This window comes from Pseudodesulfovibrio thermohalotolerans (assembly GCF_021353295.2).
Classification (GTDB): domain Bacteria; phylum Desulfobacterota; class Desulfovibrionia; order Desulfovibrionales; family Desulfovibrionaceae; genus Pseudodesulfovibrio; species Pseudodesulfovibrio thermohalotolerans.
Window position 1 is genome coordinate 1,325,289 of record NZ_CP120635.1, and the last position, 17,900, is coordinate 1,343,188.

At 61.2% G+C, this 17,900-nt stretch carries 17 protein-coding genes; 5 read left to right on the forward strand and 12 right to left on the reverse strand.

Going from position 1 to position 17,900, the window contains the following annotated elements:
* Positions 1–59: 59 nt before the first annotated feature.
* From LF599_RS06155 to LF599_RS06210, 12 genes are all read right to left on the reverse strand, one after another.
* Complete coding sequence (locus LF599_RS06155; protein WP_279522670.1) at positions 60–1,640, reverse strand: hydantoinase B/oxoprolinase family protein; 1,581 nt, start codon at positions 1,638–1,640, stop codon at positions 60–62.
* A gap of 48 nt (positions 1,641–1,688) precedes the next feature.
* Positions 1,689–2,477 (reverse strand): tRNA (adenosine(37)-N6)-threonylcarbamoyltransferase complex dimerization subunit type 1 TsaB, encoded by a 789-nt coding sequence (gene tsaB, locus LF599_RS06160; protein ID WP_279522671.1) that lies wholly within the window; start codon positions 2,475–2,477, stop codon positions 1,689–1,691.
* 8 nt (positions 2,478–2,485) lie between these two features.
* Positions 2,486–3,544 carry an RIP metalloprotease RseP gene (rseP, locus tag LF599_RS06165; RefSeq protein WP_279522672.1) on the reverse strand — a complete coding sequence of 353 codons (1,059 nt, stop codon included), beginning with the start codon at positions 3,542–3,544 and terminating at the stop codon, positions 2,486–2,488.
* Between the two features lie 73 nt (positions 3,545–3,617).
* On the reverse strand, positions 3,618–4,820 hold the full coding sequence (gene dxr / locus LF599_RS06170; protein WP_279522673.1) for a 1-deoxy-D-xylulose-5-phosphate reductoisomerase: 1,203 nt from the start codon (positions 4,818–4,820) through the stop codon (positions 3,618–3,620).
* Between the two features lie 15 nt (positions 4,821–4,835).
* The gene (locus LF599_RS06175) at positions 4,836–5,645 is read right to left on the reverse strand and encodes a phosphatidate cytidylyltransferase (RefSeq protein WP_279522674.1); all 810 of its coding nucleotides are present in this window, start codon (positions 5,643–5,645) and stop codon (positions 4,836–4,838) included.
* A 101-nt stretch (positions 5,646–5,746) separates the two neighbouring features.
* Positions 5,747–6,454: a polyprenyl diphosphate synthase gene (gene uppS, locus LF599_RS06180; protein ID WP_279523081.1), complete on the reverse strand. Its 708-nt coding sequence runs from the start codon at positions 6,452–6,454 to the stop codon at positions 5,747–5,749.
* Between the two features lie 20 nt (positions 6,455–6,474).
* Complete coding sequence (frr, locus tag LF599_RS06185; protein WP_269941325.1) at positions 6,475–7,029, reverse strand: ribosome recycling factor; 555 nt, start codon at positions 7,027–7,029, stop codon at positions 6,475–6,477.
* Position 7,030: 1 nt separating this feature from the next.
* Complete coding sequence (gene pyrH / locus LF599_RS06190) at positions 7,031–7,750, reverse strand: UMP kinase (RefSeq protein WP_279522675.1); 720 nt, start codon at positions 7,748–7,750, stop codon at positions 7,031–7,033.
* Between the two features lie 114 nt (positions 7,751–7,864).
* Positions 7,865–8,674: a translation elongation factor Ts gene (gene tsf / locus LF599_RS06195; protein ID WP_279522676.1), complete on the reverse strand. Its 810-nt coding sequence runs from the start codon at positions 8,672–8,674 to the stop codon at positions 7,865–7,867.
* On the reverse strand, positions 8,674–9,483 hold the full coding sequence (gene rpsB, locus LF599_RS06200) for a 30S ribosomal protein S2 (RefSeq protein ID WP_269941324.1): 810 nt from the start codon (positions 9,481–9,483) through the stop codon (positions 8,674–8,676). The genes tsf and rpsB overlap by 1 nt, the downstream gene beginning before the upstream one ends.
* 182 nt (positions 9,484–9,665) lie before the next feature.
* Positions 9,666–10,775, reverse strand: a complete 1,110-nt coding sequence (locus LF599_RS06205) for an SPL family radical SAM protein (RefSeq protein ID WP_269941323.1) — start codon at positions 10,773–10,775, stop codon at positions 9,666–9,668.
* Positions 10,768–11,730, reverse strand: coding sequence for a hypothetical protein (locus LF599_RS06210; RefSeq protein WP_279522677.1), 963 nt, complete (start codon positions 11,728–11,730; stop codon positions 10,768–10,770). The genes LF599_RS06205 and LF599_RS06210 overlap by 8 nt, the downstream gene beginning before the upstream one ends.
* Before the next feature lie 263 nt (positions 11,731–11,993).
* Here LF599_RS06210 and LF599_RS06215 point away from each other — a divergent pair, with 263 nt between their 5' ends.
* From LF599_RS06215 to LF599_RS06235, 5 genes are all read left to right on the forward strand, one after another.
* Complete coding sequence (locus tag LF599_RS06215) at positions 11,994–14,054, forward strand: elongation factor G (RefSeq protein WP_279522678.1); 2,061 nt, start codon at positions 11,994–11,996, stop codon at positions 14,052–14,054.
* Positions 14,055–14,415: 361 nt separating this feature from the next.
* Positions 14,416–15,138: a lysophospholipid acyltransferase family protein gene (locus LF599_RS06220; RefSeq protein WP_269941320.1), complete on the forward strand. Its 723-nt coding sequence runs from the start codon at positions 14,416–14,418 to the stop codon at positions 15,136–15,138.
* Positions 15,139–15,145: 7 nt separating this feature from the next.
* On the forward strand, positions 15,146–16,801 hold the full coding sequence (locus tag LF599_RS06225) for a ribonuclease J (RefSeq protein ID WP_279522679.1): 1,656 nt from the start codon (positions 15,146–15,148) through the stop codon (positions 16,799–16,801).
* Between the two features lie 76 nt (positions 16,802–16,877).
* A complete protein-coding gene (locus LF599_RS06230) occupies positions 16,878–17,348 on the forward strand; it encodes a lipoprotein (protein ID WP_269941319.1) in 471 nt (156 codons plus the stop codon).
* A 62-nt stretch (positions 17,349–17,410) separates the two neighbouring features.
* Positions 17,411–17,878, forward strand: a complete 468-nt coding sequence (locus LF599_RS06235; RefSeq protein WP_279522680.1) for a hypothetical protein — start codon at positions 17,411–17,413, stop codon at positions 17,876–17,878.
* Positions 17,879–17,900: the final 22 nt, after the last annotated feature.

Sequence of the window (17,900 nt, forward strand, 5' to 3'; positions counted from 1 at the left end):
AGTTACGGACGTAGGACGGTCTGGTGGCTGGAGTGTATCAACTTTTCGGTAACAGGACGTCATGAATTGTTCGGTTCGCCGTATCCACCGCCTCCGGGAGTCTCCATACGTACGCGGTCACCGGCCCGCACGGCGCGGTGGAATTTGCCCGGTTCGGTTTTCGCGACGCCTCGGCTGATGACGACATTTTCGCCGGGTGATCCCGGCTGGCCGCCGTTCACGCCGAAGGGGGCGTGTGCGCGGCGTTCGGATAGAACGGTGATTTCAGCGTCAGCCAGCATTTCCAGCTCGCGGACCAGCCCGTCGCCGCCGTCGTATTGTCCCTGGCCGCCCGTGCCGCGCCGGATGGCGTATTCCCGGACCCGGAACGGATAGGCGTATTCCAGCGCCTCGATAGGAGTGTTCAGGGTATTGGTCATGTGCGAATGCACGGCGGATTCGCCGTCGTGGGCAGGACCTGCGCCCATGCCGCCCCCCAGCGTCTCGTAGTAGGCGAAGGGGGTGTTTTGATTGCGGCCGCCGATGGTCAGGTTGTTCATGGTCCCCTGGCTCGCGGCGGGCATGGTTCGGGGCAGGGCCTGCGCCAGCGCGCCGAGCAGCACGTCCACCAGCCGTTGAGAGGTCTCCACGTTGCCTCCGGCAACGGCGGCCGGAAATGCGGCGTCCACCACCGAGCCGGGCCGGGTCATCACGGTAAGCGGGCGCATACACCCGGCGTTGGCCGGGATGTCCCGTCCCGCAAGGGCGCGGAATACGTACAGCACGGCGGACAGGGTGATGGCCCTGACCGCGTTGACGCTGCCGCGCACCTGATCGTCGCTGCCCGAAAAGTCCAGCTGGACATGGTCACCTTCCACGGTCATGGTCAGGCGGATGGCGATGTCCGTGGTTCCCTGGCCATCGTCCTCAAGAAAGTCCTCGAAAGAATAGGTCCCGTCCGGGATGGACGATACGGCCCGCCGGGTGATGCGTTCGGAATAGTCCATGAGAGCGCGGGCGTAGTGGGCGCAGGTGTCGAGTCCGTATTTCGCGATGCATTCGGTCATGCGCCGGACCCCGGTGACGTTGGCCATGAATTGGGCCGAAAAGTCGCCTTCGCGCTCAAGCGGGGTGCGCACATTGTTGAGGATGAGGCGCATGAGCTCCGTGTCCGTCTTTCCGCCCCGAACGATGCGCACCGGGGGGATTATCAGCCCCTCTTGGAAGAGGGAGACGGACAGGGGCATGGAGCCGGAGGCCATGCCGCCCACATCGGCGTGGTGCGCGCGGTTGGCGACGAAGAATGCCGGTTCGTTCTCTTCCGAGGCGAAGACCGGAGCCACGATGGTGATGTCCGGAAGATGGGTGCCGCCCTTGAACGGGTCGTTGAGCATAACCATGTCGCCCGGGGCGAATCCATCCTGTTCTTCCATTGCGGCCATTGCGGCTTTGACGGACAGGGGCATGGAACCGAGGTGCACCGGAATGTGCGCTGCCTGGGCGATCATGTCGCCATTCGCGTCGAAGACCGCGCAGGAGAGATCCCGGCGTTCCTTGATGTTGGGCGAAAAAGCCGTGTGGGTCAGGGTGACGCCCATCTCCTCGGCGATTGAGGAGAAGCGGTTCTTGAAGACTTCCAGGAGGATGGGGTTGGTCTGCATACCCGAGACTAGCCGCAAGGGGGCTGGTCTGGCAACCTCTTCACGGGCTTACGCTTGGCGCAGGGCTTCGAGCTTCCGGCGGGCCTCATCCGGATTCAGGCCGCGTTTGGCCGCGATCTGGTCCAGGTTGGCCTCGGCGTCGGAGGGGCGCACGTAGACGGGGTCGATGGATTCACTGGAGAATTCGGCCAGATCCGCTGCGGCCAGGAGACGTTCCGGCGCGGGGTTGTCGAAGGCCGTGTTGAGCAGAACGTAGCCGGGATTGGCTCCGGTGAGCTCTTCGAAGAAGGGGGCGTTCTTGCGCAGGCCGGTGCCCATGAGGTACGCCTTTTCGCCGAACTCGGCCATGCGCGAAGCGGCCTGTTCAAGGGAGAGGGCGTCCAGGGGAGCGATCTCGGCCAGATCCGGGCAGCGGAAGGACTGCATGTAGACCAGTCCGCGCCGGGCGTACGTCAGGACGTGCAGCGGCCCGTCGAGCAACGGCCCGGGGCCGGAGGCGAGCAGGGGCAGGTAGTCGATACCCGCCAGGGGCAGGCTCAGCCCGGCGGCCAGTCCTTCGGCGGCGGCCAACACAAGGCGCAGGCCGGTAAAGCTGCCGGGACCGCGCACGCACGCGATGCGGGCAAGGGCCTTCGTGGTCAGGCCGAACTCGGCGAGCACGGATTGGAGTCCCGGAACGAGGAATCGTACGGACTGGCCTGGTACGGTCCATTGGCGCGAGGCGAGCAGCCAGTCGCCGTCGGGGCCTGGTTGGCCCAGCGCGAGCTGGAGTCGTTCTTCGGCTCCGGCAAGTACCAGGGTCAGGTCGTGAGGCGTGATGGTCTTGGGTGCGGCCATTGATTTTCCTAGCCCAGGAGCCGGCGGACATCGTTGAAGATGGCCAGGGACATGAGCAGAAGCAGAACGAGCAGGCCCACACGCATGGACATGGCCTTCCAACGTTCGCTGAGCGGTCTGCGGAAGACAATCTCCAGCCCGAAGAAGAGGATGTGGCCGCCGTCCAGAACGGGAATGGGCAGGAGGTTGATGATCGCCAGGTTGATGGAGATGAGCGCCATCATGCCGAGCAGATCGAAGAAGCCGTTTTGTGCCGACTGGTGGACCATCTGGGCGAGCATGATCGGGCCGCCAACGGATTCCACCGGGATGAGCCGTTCGATGATGGAGAGGAATCCCTTCACCACCACCTCGGACATGTACCAGGTATGCGCCAGGGCGGGCCAGATACCGAGGCCGTCAATGGGCTCGTAACGCATCTGTCCGGCCTGATTGATGCCGACCATGGGGACGGTCACATCCTCGCCGAACAGGTTCTTGAAGGTGTTCACCTGGGGGGTGACGGTCAGGGACAGCGTTTCGCCGGTCCTATCCACCACTACCTTGAGGGGTTTGCCTTCGGCGGCGCGGATGGTCTCGACCATCTGCGTCCAGGAGTTTACGGGCACGCCGTCTATGGCCGTAATGACGTCATCCTTGACGAATCCGGCTTCGGCGGCCGGGGAGTCGGGCAGGACGCCGCCCACTACGGGCAGCATGACGGCCTGTCCCTGGGCCAGGGCCAGGAACCAGTAGATCAGGAAGGCCAGCAGGAAATTGAAGAAGGGACCGGCGGCAACCACGCAGAGGCGTTGCCAGGCCGGGCGGTTCTGGAAGAGCTGGTCATCGGGGAAATCGGATTCCTCCTCGCCCTGCTCACCAGCCAGGGCCACATAGCCGCCCAGGGGGATGATGGAAATCTTGTAGTCGGTCTTGCCAGAGGTGAAGCCTGCCAGCTTCGGCCCGAAGCCCAGCGAGAAGGCCTTGACCCCCATGCCGAATATCCGGGCCACAACAAAGTGGCCGAGCTCGTGAAAGAAGATAAGTCCGCCCAGTACCAGGACAATGGCGATGGTGCTCGTGATCATGTATTCCTCGTGTCGCCGCGTTGGTGAAAAAAGCGTGCGGCTCCGATAACTATAACCATTTTCGGATGGCTGGCTAGAGGCGCGCCTCGGTTTCCCGCCGGACCTCCCGATCGAGGGCCAGCACCGTCTCCGGCGTGGATACGTCCACAGGGGCATGACGGTCAAGTCCGGCTTCGATTATGGCCGGGATGTCGGTGAACCCGATGCGTTCCTTCAGGAAGGCGTCAACCGCGATCTCGTTGGCCGCGTTGAGTACGATGGGGTGGCTCGGCCCGGCGTCGAAGGCCTCGCGGGCCAGCCGCAGGCAGGGGAAGGCGTCAAGGTCGGGCTCTTCGAAGGTCAGTGTGCCCACCGAAGCGAGTTGGAGACGCGGCACGTCCACCGTGACCCGTTCGGGGTAGCAGAGACAGTGGGCGATGGGCACCTGCATGTCGGGGTTGCCCATGTGGGCGAGCTGGGAGCCGTCCACATACTCCACCAGGGAGTGGACGATGGATTGGGGATGGACCACCACGTCCACCATTTCGGGCGGCAGGCCATAAAGATGGCAGGCCTCGATGAGTTCGAGTCCCTTGTTCATCAGGGTGGCCGAGTCGATGGAAATTTTCGCACCCATGTTCCAGTTGGGATGGGCCAGCGCCTGTTCGCGAGTAACGGTTTCGAGGAACGCCCGGTCTTTGCCCCTGAACGGGCCGCCTGAAGCCGTCAGGATGAGCCGTTTCAGCTCCTCGTCCCTGCCGTGTCCGGCCAGCCCCTGGAACAGGGCGTTGTGTTCGGAGTCCACGGGCAGGATCACGGCTCCGGTTCTGCGGCAGGCCGCCCGGATGAGGTGGCCGCCCAGCACCAGGGATTCCTTGTTGGCCAGAGCGATCATCTTTCCCGCCTCGGCCGCGGCCAGGGTGGGCTCGAAACCGGCGGCACCCACAATGGAGGAGAGGACCAGGTCCACCTCGTCCATGGCGGCCAGCCGGACATACGCGCCGGGTCCGACCAGCAGCTCGGGGGCATAGCCCTCGGGCAGGTTTTGGAGAAATTCCTGCCCGGCCTCTTTGGTCAGCACGGCAGCGTATTCAGGTCGGAATCTGGCGCACAATTCGGCCAGCTTGCGTCCATTGCGTCCGCCCGCCAGCGCCTTGACCGTAAACCGTTCGGGGTGCTTGGCCGCGACTTTGAGCGCCGAGTCGCCGATGGAGCCGGTGGCCCCGAGAATGGCGAGCCTGCGCGGGAACGACGGAGTGGCGACCGATGCGGGCCAGGAAGATATGTAGGTTTTCATGGTCGGTCCCGGGAACTAGGCGAAGAAAGGCTGGAACATGGCGATCAGCCCGTAACAGGGGGTGACGAGAAGCAGGCTGTCCACCCGGTCGAGCAGGCCGCCGTGGCCGGGGAGGATGACGCCGGAGTCCTTGATGTCCAGGGAGCGTTTCAGGGCGGACTCGAAGAAGTCGCCGAACTGGGCGGCGATGTTCAGGGCCATGCCGAGCAGCAGCCATTTCCACCAGACCACGTCGGGCAGACCGAAGATCAGGCCCCAGGCAAGGGTGGCGGCGGTGCAGGCACACAGGCCGCCGATGGAACCGGCCCAGGATTTCTTGGGACTGATTCGCGGCCAAATCTTGCGCTTGCCGAACCATGTCCCGGCGTAGAAGGCGGCGGTGTCGGACACCACGGCCGCTCCGAGGACCAGCAGGATTTCCACCCTGTTGTAATGGAGTAAAAAGTGCAGATTTAGCGGGATGTAGAACAGCCCGGCCAGGAAGATCGCCGCATGACGGTAAGATGCGGCCACGTCCTTGTTGTAGCGCAGAAGGAAGATCATGGCCGACGCCCAGAAGGCCGCTGCCAGAATGATCGCCGGATAGCGAAGATCGTCGGTGGTGTATGCGCCCATGAGCAGAAAGGTGCAGGCCGCTCCCAGCGATTTGAAGGCGGTCATGGACTGTACGGGCCGGAACATGGAGTAGAACTCCCACAGGGTCAGGACACTGAAAAGGGCGAGAACCGCGAAGAGAACCCATCCCTGGAAGAACAGGGCGAGAGCCGGAAGTATGGCCAAGACGCCACTGGTGGCGATTCGTTGCTTGTGAGGGGAGTTTTCCATAGGTGAATTCAGCGGTTAGTGATGTTTATGGATTTAAGCGAATCCATTCCCTCTACGCTATTTGCCGGGCGGGGGCAACAGGGAGGGCCGTCCGTCGGCGGCTAGGTATTGTCCACCTGCTCCCCCGTCTTGCCGAAGCGTCGCTGGCGGCCGTTCAGGTCCTCAATGGCCTTGTCCAGCTCGGCCGGGGTAAAGTCCGGCCAGTAGATGTCCGTGAAGTAGAACTCCGCATAGGCGGACTGGAAAAGGAGGTAGTTCGACAGGCGCAGCTCCCCGCTGGTGCGGATGACCAGATCCGGGTCCGGCTGACCTCCGGTCCACAGCTCGGCGGCGAAGGTCTCCTCGGTGATCGCTTCGGGGGGAACCCCCTTGGCTGCCAGGTTTCTGGCCGCACGGACGATCTCCTCCCGTCCCGAGTAGTTCAGGGCCAGGTTGAGGGTCATTTCCGAGCATTTCGCGGTCTGGCGCATGACGTGCCTGAGCACCTGGCGGACCGCCATGGGCATGTCGTCGATCTCGCCCAGGACGTTGAGCCGGATACCCTGTTCCTTGAGGCTTGCCTCCTCCCGTTTCAAAAAGGTGGTGAGGAGGTCGAAGAGCGTTTTGATCTCGTCCTTGGGACGGGACCAGTTCTCCTTGGAGAAGGTATACAGGGTCAGGTGTCGAACGCCGAGCTCGCGGCAGCGGGTGACCACGGCGCGGGCCGCCTCGGTCCCGGCCCTATGGCCGTCGGATCGTTGCAGCCCGCGCTGTTTGGCCCACCTGCCGTTGCCATCCATGATGATGGCTATGTGGGTGGGGATTTGCATATTGCTCAAGAAATGTCCCGCTAGATTTCGAGGATTTCTTTTTCCTTGGCGGCCATGACTTCGTCGGCCTTCTTGACGTATTCGTCGGTCATCTTCTGGACATCGCCTTCGCTGCGGCGCAGGTCGTCTTCGGAGATTTCCTTGTCCTTTTCCATTTTCTTGATGACGTCGTTCATGTCGCGCCGCACGTTGCGGATGGCGATCTTGGCGTCTTCGGTGTATTTCTTGGCCACCTTGACCAGCTCCTTGCGGCGCTCTTCGGTCAGGGGCGGGATGGTGATACGGATGATCTTGCCGTCGTTGACCGGGTTCAGGCCCAGATCGGAGGTCTGGATAGCCTTTTCCACGGCACCGAACGCGCCCTTGTCCCAGGGCTGGATGGTGATGGTCTTGGAGTCGGGCACGGATACGGAGGAGAGCTGGCTGATGGGCGTGGGCGTGCCGTAGTAGTCCACCTGGATGGAATCCACCAGAGCGGTGGTGGCGCGGCCAGTGCGCAGCTTGCCGAATTCTTTTTCAAGGGAGCCGATGGCTCCGGCCATTCTCTTTTTGCCGTCGTTGAGTACGGTTTGCATATTAGTCTCCTTGAACAGTCGTTCCGATGGTTTCACCGTTGGCGGCCCTGCGGATATTGCCTTCCTTGTGGAGGTTGAAGACGATGATCGGCAGGTTGTTGTCCCTGGCCATGGAAATGGCGGTGGAGTCCATGACGCCCAGCCGCTTTTCCAGGGTCTCCATGTATGAGACCGTTTCATATTTGACCGCGTCGTCGTATTTGGCGGGGTCCTTGTCGTATACGCCGTCCACCTTGGTGGCCTTGAAGATGGCGTCGCACTTGAGCTCAAGCGCGCGCAGAGCGGCGGCCGAGTCGGTAGTGAAATAGGGGTTGCCGGTTCCTGCCGCACAGATGACCACCCGGCCCTTGTCCATGTGCCTGAGCGCACGGCGGCGGATATACGGTTCAGCAACGTCGGCCATGGAGAGGGCGGTCATGACCCGGGTGTCGCAGCCGTTTTTCTCAAGGGCGTCCTGAACTGCCAGGGCGTTCATGACGGTGGCCAACATGCCCATGTAGTCGCCTTGGGCGCGGTCCATGCCCTTGGCCGAGGCGGCCATGCCGCGAAAGATATTGCCGCCGCCGATGACGAGAGCCATCTGCAGGCCGGTGGCGGCCACCTCGGCAATCTCTTTGGCGAATTGGCCGATTGCGCCCGGCTCGATGCCGAACTGCTGTTCCCCGGCGAGAGCTTCGCCGCTCAGCTTCAATAAAATCCGCGAATAACGCGTCTTGGTCATTGTTACCCCTGGGTGTCGAATGGTTGCGATACGGTCTCGCCACAAGGCGATAGCATGTTTTCCGGACAAAAAAAACGGGCCGTGAGGCCCGTTTTCAATTTTTCGGCAGTTCGGTTACTCGGCCTTTTCACCGAGCGCCAGTCGGTGGAAACTGGCCACGGCACCGCCTTTCAGGATCTGCTTGATGGTCTGCTTGTCGTCCTTGATAAAGGCTTGCTCGACCAGGCAAACGTCCTTGTAGAACTTGTGCAGGCGGCCGGAAACGATCTTCTCGGCGATGGCTTCGGGCTTGCCCTCGTCCATGGCCTGCTTGAGGTACAGGGTCTTTTCCCTTTCCAGAATTTCGGCAGGCAGCTCGTCGGGAGTGATGCAGGCCGGATTCATGGCGGCCACGTGCATGGCCACGTCCTTGGCGACATCAACGTCGTCGGTGCCGGTCAGCTCGACGATGGCGCCCAGCTTGTTGTTGGAGTGGATGTACACGCCGAGCACGCCGTCGGTGGCAATTTTGGCGAAGCGGCCAACGCCCATGTTCTCACCGAGCTTGGCGATGAGGTCGGTAACGTCGGTCACCGCTTCGGGCAGGTCGGAGGCGTCGCCGGAGGTCACGTCCAGACCGGCGATCTTTTCGGCCAGGGCCTGGGCAAAGGCCTGGAAGTCGTCGCCCTTGGCAACGAAGTCGGTCTCGCAAAGCAGCTCGGAGATGACGGCGGTCTTGCCGTCTTCGGAAACGTAGGGAGTGACCAGGCCTTCGGAAGTGGCTCGGCCGGCCTTCTTGGCGGCTTTGGACAGACCCTTCTCGCGGAGGTACATGACGGCCTTTTCCTCGTCTCCTCCGGACTCGGCAAGGGCCTTCTTGCAATCCATCATGCCGGCGCCGGTTTTTTCGCGCAGGGCCTTAACTTGTGCAGCAGTGATCGACATTATTTGTTCTCCTCGGTAGCGACCTCGGCGGGAGCTTCGGCCTTCTCTTCGGTTTGCTCGGCGGGAGCGGTCACGTCCTTGGCGGTGGACTTGGCTTCGGCTTCGGCCTTGGCCGCGAAGTCCTTCTGCATGGCGCCGCCTTCGATGCAGGCGTCGGCCATGTGGGTGGCGAACAGCTTGATGGCGCGGATGGCGTCATCGTTGCCCGGGATGATGTAGTCCACCATGTCGGGATCGCAGTTGGAGTCAACCACGGCGACGACGGGGATGCCGAGCTTGCGGCATTCCTGGATGGCGATCTGCTCGCGCTTGGGATCAATGACGAAAACGGCCTGAGGGGCTTCGGTCATGTCCTTGATGCCGCCCAGAGCCAGGTTCAGCTTCTTGATCTCACGGTTCATGCCCACTGCTTCCTTCTTGGTGTAGCGGGAGATGGAACCGTCCTCGAACATCTGCTCAAGGGTCTTCAGGCGGTCGATGGAACGCTTGATGGTCTGGAAGTTGGTCAGGGTGCCGCCCATCCAGCGGTGGGTGACGAAGTACATGCCGGCGCGCTCGGCCTCGGCCTTGACGGATTCCTGAGCCTGGCGCTTGGTGCCGATGAACAGAACCTTGCCGCCCTTGGCGACGGTGTTGACGATGAAGTCATGGGCGGTGGCAAACATCTTGACGGTCTGCTGCAGGTCCATGATGTGGATGCCGTTGCGGGCGCCGAAGATGTAGGGGCGCATTTTGGGGTTCCAACGGCGGGTCTGGTGGCCGAAGTGGACGCCGGTCTCCAGCATCTGCTTCATAGTAACGTAAGCCATGATGATCTCCTGGGTTTTTCGTCCATCCCGCGGTCCAGTAAGGAGCCCGTGCCATCACGGGCCACCCGGAGTTATGGGCGGGATGTGTGAATTTAAAGTCGGGGGTAGTTAACGCATTGCTCCGCGATTGGCAAGGGGGAAATCGTGTTTTTCCCCGGTTTGCAACGTTCTCGGGAGCTTCATCATTCGCCGAAGGCGCGATTCATGAGCCGTTTGCCCAGCCCGCCGAAATCCTGTGGCGCATAGCCGAAGACCTCGCGCCAGACTTCGGTGGACTCCATGCAGAAGTACAGCTGTTCCTCCATGCCGTGGGCGCGCAGCCGGTCGACCATGAACTTGAATTGCTCAACGCGCAGGGGCCGCAGCAGGCGGGCCTTGCCGTCCAGCCCGGGGACAAATTCATTATATATGTATGTGGTCTCCGGGAACTTGTCTTCGATGATCGGGTTGAGCTGAGGCATACAGCGGAAGGAGCCCATGGACATGTAGGCGATCTGTTCCGGCCTGACGTAGTCGAAGATGCGGTCGATGATCTCCGCGTACCCTTCACGCCAGCCGTCGAAACGGATGATCGGGTCGAAGTGCAGGCATACCTTGAAGCCCGCTTCGGCGCAGGTTCGCGCCGCCTCCAGCCGTTCCGTCAGGGTGGAGACATCGAACTCCTCGTGCTCGTTGACGAACGGGGCGTTCAGCGACCAGGCGGGCAGGACTCGGTCCGTGCGGGTGGTCCCGTCCATCCAGGAGAGGTCCACCACTTTGGACTTCAGTTCCAGGACCACGTTGTCGTAGTCCTCCAGGAAACGCACCAGGTCTTGGCTGTAGCCGGTCAGGTGTTCGAGGGCCAGGGAGTCGGTGAACTCGCCGGTGCCCACCCGGAAACGGGTGGTCCGGTCCGCGCCGAATCCGTCCGCCAGCTCCCGGAACAGGTCGTCCTGATTGGCCCATATCTTGAGCACCCGGTCCTGGAAATACGCTTGAAGTATGCAGTAGGAGCAGGCCATGGGGCAGTTCTCGCCGATGTGGATGATCCGATAGCCGCAGCAATGGTAGGCGCGGGTGCCCGGGCAGAACCTCAGGAACTTTCCCTTGTATTCCTTGAGGTACAGGGCCTGGGTTTCGCCTTGCTCGAAGATCACCCGGTCCTGGTCTGGCGGAATCACGGTCCAGGGGATATCTCCCTTGCCGCCTTCGGCCAGCCGTTCGCGGACGCGCTGCACCATGGGAACGTTCGTCATGGATTCATCCACGAACACTTGGCCGATCTTGCGCAGGTGGGCGGGCAGCCTATTCATCTTCGCCGCCCGGATTGAAAACGGTTTGCCAGGCCGGGGAATCGGCCATGGCCCGCAGTTCCTCGATGGCCTTGGCGAGCTGGGCCTTGTCGGCGATCCGCACGGACAGCTCCGCGCCGTTGGTCTCGAAACTGTCGGGTTGGATCAGCCGCCAGGATGTGCCGCTCGTCACGGTTCGCGCCGCGGCGTCGAAACAGTCGCGCAAGCGGGTCAGCTCGGGGTATCGGGCCTGACGCGCAGCCGCGCACAGCCGCGCGATGGCGTCCTTGGGAGACAACCCCTGGTCGGGCAGGGCGTCCATTCCGGCGCGGGTCATGACCTCCGCCACGGAACATCCGGCCATTCGACCGGCTTCAAAGAGCCATGTGAGCAGGTTGACCGCGTTGGAGCGGGACCAGGACATGGCCGAGAAAAGCGGCAGGACCGCGTCGCGGTCGGCGTCGGACATGCGCCCGAGAACGGTTCCCGCGGCAAGGGGCAGGAATCCCCGGCCGAGCAGCGCTTGCCATTCGGCGGGCAGTTCGAGCCAGTCCATGAACAACCGGGCGTCCTTGGATTTCGGCCGCACCCCGAGGCGGGGCAGGATATCGCGTTTCAGGGCTTCGGTGTCCATGAGCGGGCGGAAGTATTGTAACGCCTTGAAGCGCATGGCGTCGTCGGGCTGCCGATGGGCGTTGTCCGCCAGATAGAGCAGGCCGAGCCCCACAGCGTCCGCGTCTTCGACCAGACGAGCCAGGACGGGCCTGCCGAGTTCGGCCAGAACGGTCAGTCGGGCCGCGCCCGCGGCCAGTTCCAGCCCGTCGCTTCCCGCATAGGCCAGGACCGGCGCGGATTGCCCCAGCTCCTCAATGGAGTTCCTGAGTGATTCGGTAATATTGTCGGCCCAGAACAGGTGGCTGCCCTCGGCCCGGATGGCCTCGGCGGAGGCCGTGAAAATCTCGTTCGTCAGATGCAATGTGGACTCCTGAAAGTTTCTCTCTTTGTCGCTTCAACGGATTGATATTGTTTGCGAAAGAGGGTATTTTAAGGCGAAGCTTGTAAAAAAGTGACTGTATTTCAAGTGTTTGAAGTAAAGTTGGAGAGCACGTCACGACTTGACATTCTCGCGTTGGTCTTCCTATAGGACTAAACCCGTTAAAAACCAAGTGCCGTGCTTTTCGCGGGGCAGACGGCTCCGCGATTCCGATAAGGACAACCAGAAACGATGTGGAGTGAAGTATGCCTGACCTCAAGACCCAAAGAACGTATGCACTCGTCGGTCACGGCGGTAGCGGCAAAACCACCGTCGCCGAGATGCTGCTTTTCAACTCGGGAGTTGTAAACCGCCTCGGCAAAGTCGAAGAGGGGAACACCGTACTCGACTTCGAGCCCGAGGAAATCAAGCGTCGCGGTTCGATCCAGCCCGGTTTCGCCAGCTTCAAGTGGAACAAGAACGACCATTTTCTCATCGACACTCCCGGCGACTCCAACTTCGCGGGCGATCTCTCCTACTCACTCACAGCGGCCGACGGCGTGGTCATGGTCATCGACGCCGTGGACGGCGTCAAGCCGCTGACTCGCAAGGTCTGGGCCCGGGTTCAGGACATGGGCCTTCCCTCCATGATCGTCATCAACAAGATGGACCGCGACCGGGCCGACTTCGATATGGCCTTCCACGGCATTTCCGAAGCCTTGGGCGCGCGTCCGGCACTGCTTTACTATCCCATCGGTTCCAAGGAGAATTTCAAGGGCGTGGTGGACATGATGTCCGGCAAGGCCCTCATGTTCGGCGACGACGGCGCGGTCGCCGAGGGGGAAATCCCCGGTGATATCGCCGACGAGGTCGAGACCATCCGCGAGACCATGATCGAGAACATCGCCGAGAGCGATGAGGACCTCATGGAAAAATACTTCGAGGAAGGCGAGCTTTCTCCCGAAGACATCACCAAGGGCCTTCAGGCAGGCGTCGCTTCCGGCGAGCTGGTCCCGGTTGTGGTGAGCGCGGCGTTGAATTGCCAGGGCGGCCAGATGATTCTGGATACCGTCCAGAATTTGCTCCCCGGACCTCTGGACCACAAGCCGTGGCAGGGCGAGGACGGCAGCGAGCTGGCCAGTTCCTCGGACGAGCCCCTGGCCTGTTTCGTCTTCAAGACCCAGGCCGATCCCTTTGCCGGGCAGTTGACCGTGATCCGTGTCCTTTCCGGCGAGCTTTCCCCTGATTCGCAGCTCGTGAATACTTCCAACGGCGAGAAAGAGCGTGTGGGACAGCTCCTGGCCATGAACGGCAAGGAACAGGCTCCGGTGAAGACCCCCATGGGGCCCGGTGCCATCGTCACCCTGGCCAAGCTCAAGAACACCCACACGGGCGACACCCTGGTGGAGAAGGGCGAGTTCAAGCTCGCCAGGCCCGAAAAGGCGCCGCAGCTCATCACTTTCGCACTTGCGCCCGAGGAAAAGGGCGAAGAGGACAAGGTCTATGCCGCCGTGGCCAAGCTCCTCGAAGAGGATATCACCTTGACCCTGTCCCGCGACGAGGAATCCGGCGATATTCTGCTTTCCGGAATGGGCCAGAACCACATCGAAATATCGGTCGAAAAGGCCAAGCGCCGCTACAAGACCGCCATCGTGCTCAAGACCCCCAAGGTTCCGTATCGCGAGACCTTCAAGACCGGCGCGCGGGAGATTCAGGGACGCCACAAGAAGCAGTCCGGCGGGCGCGGCCAGTTCGGCGACTGCTGGATTCACGTGGCCCCCAAGGGCTCCGGCGAAGGCTACGAATTCGTGGATCAGATCGTGGGCGGCTCCATCCCGCGCCAGTTCATCCCCGCCGTGGATAAGGGTATCCAGGAAACCGCCGCTCGCGGCGTGCTCGCCGGGTATCCCGTCATCGATTTCCAGGTGACGCTCTATGACGGCAGCTACCATAACGTGGATTCCTCGGAAATGGCCTTCAAGGTGGCCGGTTCCCTGGCCTTCAAGAAGGCTTGCGAAAAGGCCAAGATGGCCCTTCTCGAACCGATCATGCTCGTCACCGTGGCCGTGCCCGACGCCTTCATGGGCGACGTCATCGGCGACCTCTCCTCGCGGCGCGGCAAGGTGCTCGGCTCCGACTCCCAGGCAGGCCTCACCGAGGTCAAGGCGCATGTGCCCATGGCCGAAATGCTTCGCTATGCCCCGGACCTCAACTCCATGACCGGCGGACAGGGAACCTTCTTCATGGAGTTTGCCGCCTACGAGGAATGCCCGCCCCAGGAAACCGAAAAAGTCATCGCCGCCCATAAAAAGGCCGTCGAAGAATAATCTCGTTATTGTCTGTGACCCCAAAGGGCGACGGCTTGGCCGTCGCCCTTTTTTTTTGTGGGGATGCCTCCGGCGGCCCCCCAACCCCTTCCTTTCCTGAACTTTTTCGTGCCGCTTTGCGGAGGCGTGGGGGGCTGGATATTTCTATTTTGCGGATTGTTGGGGTTAGGCTTTCTTTTGAAAAGAAGTTAATCTCCTCGTTGACCTTCGACCGCGCGGATGCGCCTCTAAAAAGTTTCGGAGGGTGAGAGGGGATAAGGGGGGCCAGGAGGCTTCTCCGGCAATGCACGGATTTTTCTTTTCTTGTTTCATGCAGTGTTTTGGTTTAGTTACGGGGGAGTTTGCACAATAAGGACGGATCATGCTTCGACGACTGTTTTTCATCATACTGCTCGTTCCCGTAACTGTTTGGTATTCATTAAAAATGCTTAAGGTGGACCCGGAGACCTCCACGCCTGCCGAGTACGACCGCTGGGGGTTGGCCTGGGGCGCGGCCGCAGTGAAGCTTTCCGGCATCCGGATTGAAGCGGACATGGGCGAGGTGGACCCGAACGGGCATTACGTATTCATCGGCAACCATCAGTCCAATCTGGACATTCCGGTCCTGTTCAAGCTGTTGAAGGGTAACCGCATCCGGTTCGTGGCCAAAAAGTCCCTGTTCGAGATTCCTCTTTATGGCAAGGCCCTGGCTCACGCGGGCCATATCTGCATCGACCGGGAGAACCGGCGTGCGGCCATGAAGTCTCTGAATGAGGCGGTGGAGACCGCCAAGAGCGGCATTTCGCCGGTCATTTTCCCGGAGGGAACGCGGAATACGAAGCTGGACGAACTGATGGAGTTCAAGATTGGAGCCATGATTCTGGCGCTCAAGGCGGGGCTGCCCGTGGTCCCGATCGTCATGACCAACACCGGGCGCGTCATGGGGAAGGGCGATTTCTTCATCGACAACCGGCCTGTGGTTCGGTTCAAGGCCTTGCCCGTCATCGATCCGTCCAGGTACACCCTCAAGGAGCGTGAGCAGTTCAAGAACGATTTGTATGCCATGATGAATCAGGCGTACAAGGAACTGCTGGCAAAAGGGTAGGTGCGATATGGCTGAACAGTCCTTTACATTGTATCCGCTGGGCGGGCTCGGCGAGATAGGCATGAACTGTATGCTCTACCGGAGCGGGAAATCCCTGGTCATGGTGGACTGTGGCCTGATGTTTCCGGAGGATTACCATTTCGGCGTGGACGTGGTCATTCCCTGCTTCGATTTCGTCATGCGCCACAAGGACCAGCTCAACGGCATCATCGTGACCCACGGCCATGAGGACCACATCGGCGCGCTGCCCTGGCTGTTGCAGAATGTGGACGTTCCCGTCTACGGCTCCGAGTTCACCCTCGGGCTGGTGGAGAACAAGCTCAGGGAGCATGACCTGGACCGTTGGGCCGATCTGCGTCCCGTGCGTCCCTATGACCGTCTGCTGCTCGGTGATTTCCGTTTCCATTTTTTCCCGGTCTGCCACTCCATCATCGAGGGGTTCGGCCTGGGCATCGAGACCCCGGCCGGGAGGGTGGTCCATACCGGCGATTTCAAGATCGACCGCAATCCTTTGGGCGGCCATGCCACTGATCTTGGCGCATTCCGCAAATTTTCGGAAGAGGGCGTGCGGCTCATGCTCTCCGACTCGACCAACGTGGGCAACGAAGGGTTCGCCCTGACCGAGCGGGAGATCAAGGTCTCCCTGCGCGAGATATTCAACACGGCCAAGGGGCGTATCCTGGTGTCCCTTTTTTCCAGCCACATCCAGCGCATCCAGGAAATTTTCGACCTGGCCGACGCAGAGGGCCGCAAGGTGGCCGTGTCCGGCAAGTCCCTGCACCGAAATATCGAGCTGGCCCGAGAGCAGGGCCACCTCAAGGTGCCCAAGGGGACGTTCATCGAGCTGGATTCCCTGGACCAGTATGGGGATTCCCAATTGGTCCTCCTCGTGACCGGGTCGCAGGGCGAGCCGTTGGCGGCCCTGTCCCGCATCGCCATGGGCGAGCATCGGCAGCTCTCCGTCCGGCCCGACGACCTGTTCATTCTTTCTTCGCGGTTCATTCCCGGCAACGTCAAGGCCATTAATCGGGTCATCAACAATCTGTATCGCCTCGGGGCCGAGGTCCTGTATGAAAAGATGCATGGCATCCACGCTTCGGGCCATGCCCATGCGGGCGAGCTGACCCTTATGCTTGAAACCGTGCGGCCCGAATATTTCATTCCGGTGCATGGCGAGTATCGCCATCTGGTCAAGCATGGCAGGCTGGCCGTGGACTGCGGTGTGGAACAAGAGAAATCCCTGGTGGTGGAGAACGGTCAGCCCGTGACCTTCCACGATGACGGGACTATCGAGTTTCTGCCCCGCATCGCGGCGGAAAAAATTCTGGTGGACGGCAAAGGCGTGGGCGACGTGGGCCAGAGCGTGCTCAAGGAACGCCAGCTTCTTGCGGGTGAGGGCATGGTCATCGTGGTCCTGGTGGTGGACGAAGCCTCGGGCGAGATATCCATGGGGCCGGACATCATGAGCAAGGGGTTTGTTTTCGAGCAGCAGTACATGCACCTGTTGGACGATGCCAAATGCATCGTTCTGGATGTGCACGAAAATATCGCGCCGGGCGATACGGTCAAGCTCAAGGAGCGCATCCGCTCGGCCCTGCGGCGGTTTTTCCGCAAGGTGCTCGGCCGCGATCCGGTGGTCGTTCCCTTGGTCATTTCGATCTAGCGTCTGGACTTCTCGTTGCGCTTGGGATAGAGAGGCCGATAAACTGCAAGTGATGTTTTTCGAGGGGGCTTTCGACATGAAACGGATTTTGACGGCAACGGTCATGACGGTCATGGTTTTTCTGCTCGCCGCTTGTGGGGCTCAGAAAAACGATCTCGACACGGGTTATGGGCTGGTCCGCCAGGGCGACTGCGCCGGGGCCCAGGTCTATCTGGACAACACCATCGCGCAGCCCCGCAGCGCCATGGACATGGCCTACGCCTATTTTCTCAAGGGCCGGTGCGCCGAGCAGGCTTCCGATTATGAAACCGCCTACGAAAATTTTTATGCGGCAAAGGTCTTGGTCTGCTACGCGGTCAGCACCAGCACCCACGTCAATTGGGATACCTACGCGCGCAGCGAGTATTGTCAGAAGATAATACCCGAGAAGCTTGAGGCTCTTTCGGCCAAGATCGGTGATCCGGCCAAGGTTGAAGCCATCAAGGGCAGGGTAAACGGAATACTTCGAGCCGACTACCTCAAAAGATTTGACAAGAAGCCGAACTAATGTTGACGACGCCCCGCCTCGCGGGGCGTTTTTTGTTGTCCACCTTTAACCGGGAGAACGGCATGGCGTTGGCGGATTATACGGCGAATGTGGAACATCTACAGGAAAAACTCGGCAAGGCCTTCGGGGTCAGGCCCTGGCTGCTGAACATGCCGGGGCGGTCCGTGGCCTGCAAGATCGACCAGCATTACTATTTCGCAATCATGCCCGGCTTTCTCGAAGCCCTCGGCCGCGTGGGCGGTATGTTGCCCGCCAAGGTCCTCGAAGCCTTGATTAAGACCGGCAACCTCATAACCAGAGCCCCGGAACGCGATCCGCACATTCCCCTTACCGTGAATTGGGGAGCCCGGGCCGTCACGCTTGCAGGCGCATTCGTGGATGCCGATTTCATCGACCGCGCCGTCAAGACATACGGCGGTCTCGGCTGCATTCTCAACGTCTCGAATCTCAAAATTTCCACAGCCGATCGGGAGCGCGTCGAAAGCCTTTTCAAGTATAAAACCCCGCCCCAGCGGCTCGCGTATTTTTAACGCCTTCGGAGGCCGCGCGGGG

What these genes read in the sequence shown, in the direction of transcription:
- LF599_RS06155 (WP_279522670.1), bottom strand. Translation starts at nt 1,640, where the DNA reads ATGCAGACCAACCCCATCCTCCTGGAAGTCTTCAAGAACCGCTTCTCC.
- tsaB (WP_279522671.1), bottom strand. Translation starts at nt 2,477, where the DNA reads ATGGCCGCACCCAAGACCATCACGCCTCACGACCTGACCCTGGTACTT.
- rseP (WP_279522672.1), bottom strand. Translation starts at nt 3,544, where the DNA reads ATGATCACGAGCACCATCGCCATTGTCCTGGTACTGGGCGGACTTATC.
- dxr (WP_279522673.1), bottom strand. Translation starts at nt 4,820, where the DNA reads ATGAAAACCTACATATCTTCCTGGCCCGCATCGGTCGCCACTCCGTCG.
- LF599_RS06175 (WP_279522674.1), bottom strand. Translation starts at nt 5,645, where the DNA reads ATGGAAAACTCCCCTCACAAGCAACGAATCGCCACCAGTGGCGTCTTG.
- uppS (WP_279523081.1), bottom strand. Translation starts at nt 6,454, where the DNA reads ATGCAAATCCCCACCCACATAGCCATCATCATGGATGGCAACGGCAGG.
- frr (WP_269941325.1), bottom strand. Translation starts at nt 7,029, where the DNA reads ATGCAAACCGTACTCAACGACGGCAAAAAGAGAATGGCCGGAGCCATC.
- pyrH (WP_279522675.1), bottom strand. Translation starts at nt 7,750, where the DNA reads ATGACCAAGACGCGTTATTCGCGGATTTTATTGAAGCTGAGCGGCGAA.
- tsf (WP_279522676.1), bottom strand. Translation starts at nt 8,674, where the DNA reads ATGTCGATCACTGCTGCACAAGTTAAGGCCCTGCGCGAAAAAACCGGC.
- rpsB (WP_269941324.1), bottom strand. Translation starts at nt 9,483, where the DNA reads ATGGCTTACGTTACTATGAAGCAGATGCTGGAGACCGGCGTCCACTTC.
- LF599_RS06205 (WP_269941323.1), bottom strand. Translation starts at nt 10,775, where the DNA reads ATGAATAGGCTGCCCGCCCACCTGCGCAAGATCGGCCAAGTGTTCGTG.
- LF599_RS06215 (WP_279522678.1), top strand. Translation starts at nt 11,994, where the DNA reads ATGCCTGACCTCAAGACCCAAAGAACGTATGCACTCGTCGGTCACGGC.
- LF599_RS06220 (WP_269941320.1), top strand. Translation starts at nt 14,416, where the DNA reads ATGCTTCGACGACTGTTTTTCATCATACTGCTCGTTCCCGTAACTGTT.
- LF599_RS06225 (WP_279522679.1), top strand. Translation starts at nt 15,146, where the DNA reads ATGGCTGAACAGTCCTTTACATTGTATCCGCTGGGCGGGCTCGGCGAG.
- LF599_RS06230 (WP_269941319.1), top strand. Translation starts at nt 16,878, where the DNA reads ATGAAACGGATTTTGACGGCAACGGTCATGACGGTCATGGTTTTTCTG.
- LF599_RS06235 (WP_279522680.1), top strand. Translation starts at nt 17,411, where the DNA reads ATGGCGTTGGCGGATTATACGGCGAATGTGGAACATCTACAGGAAAAA.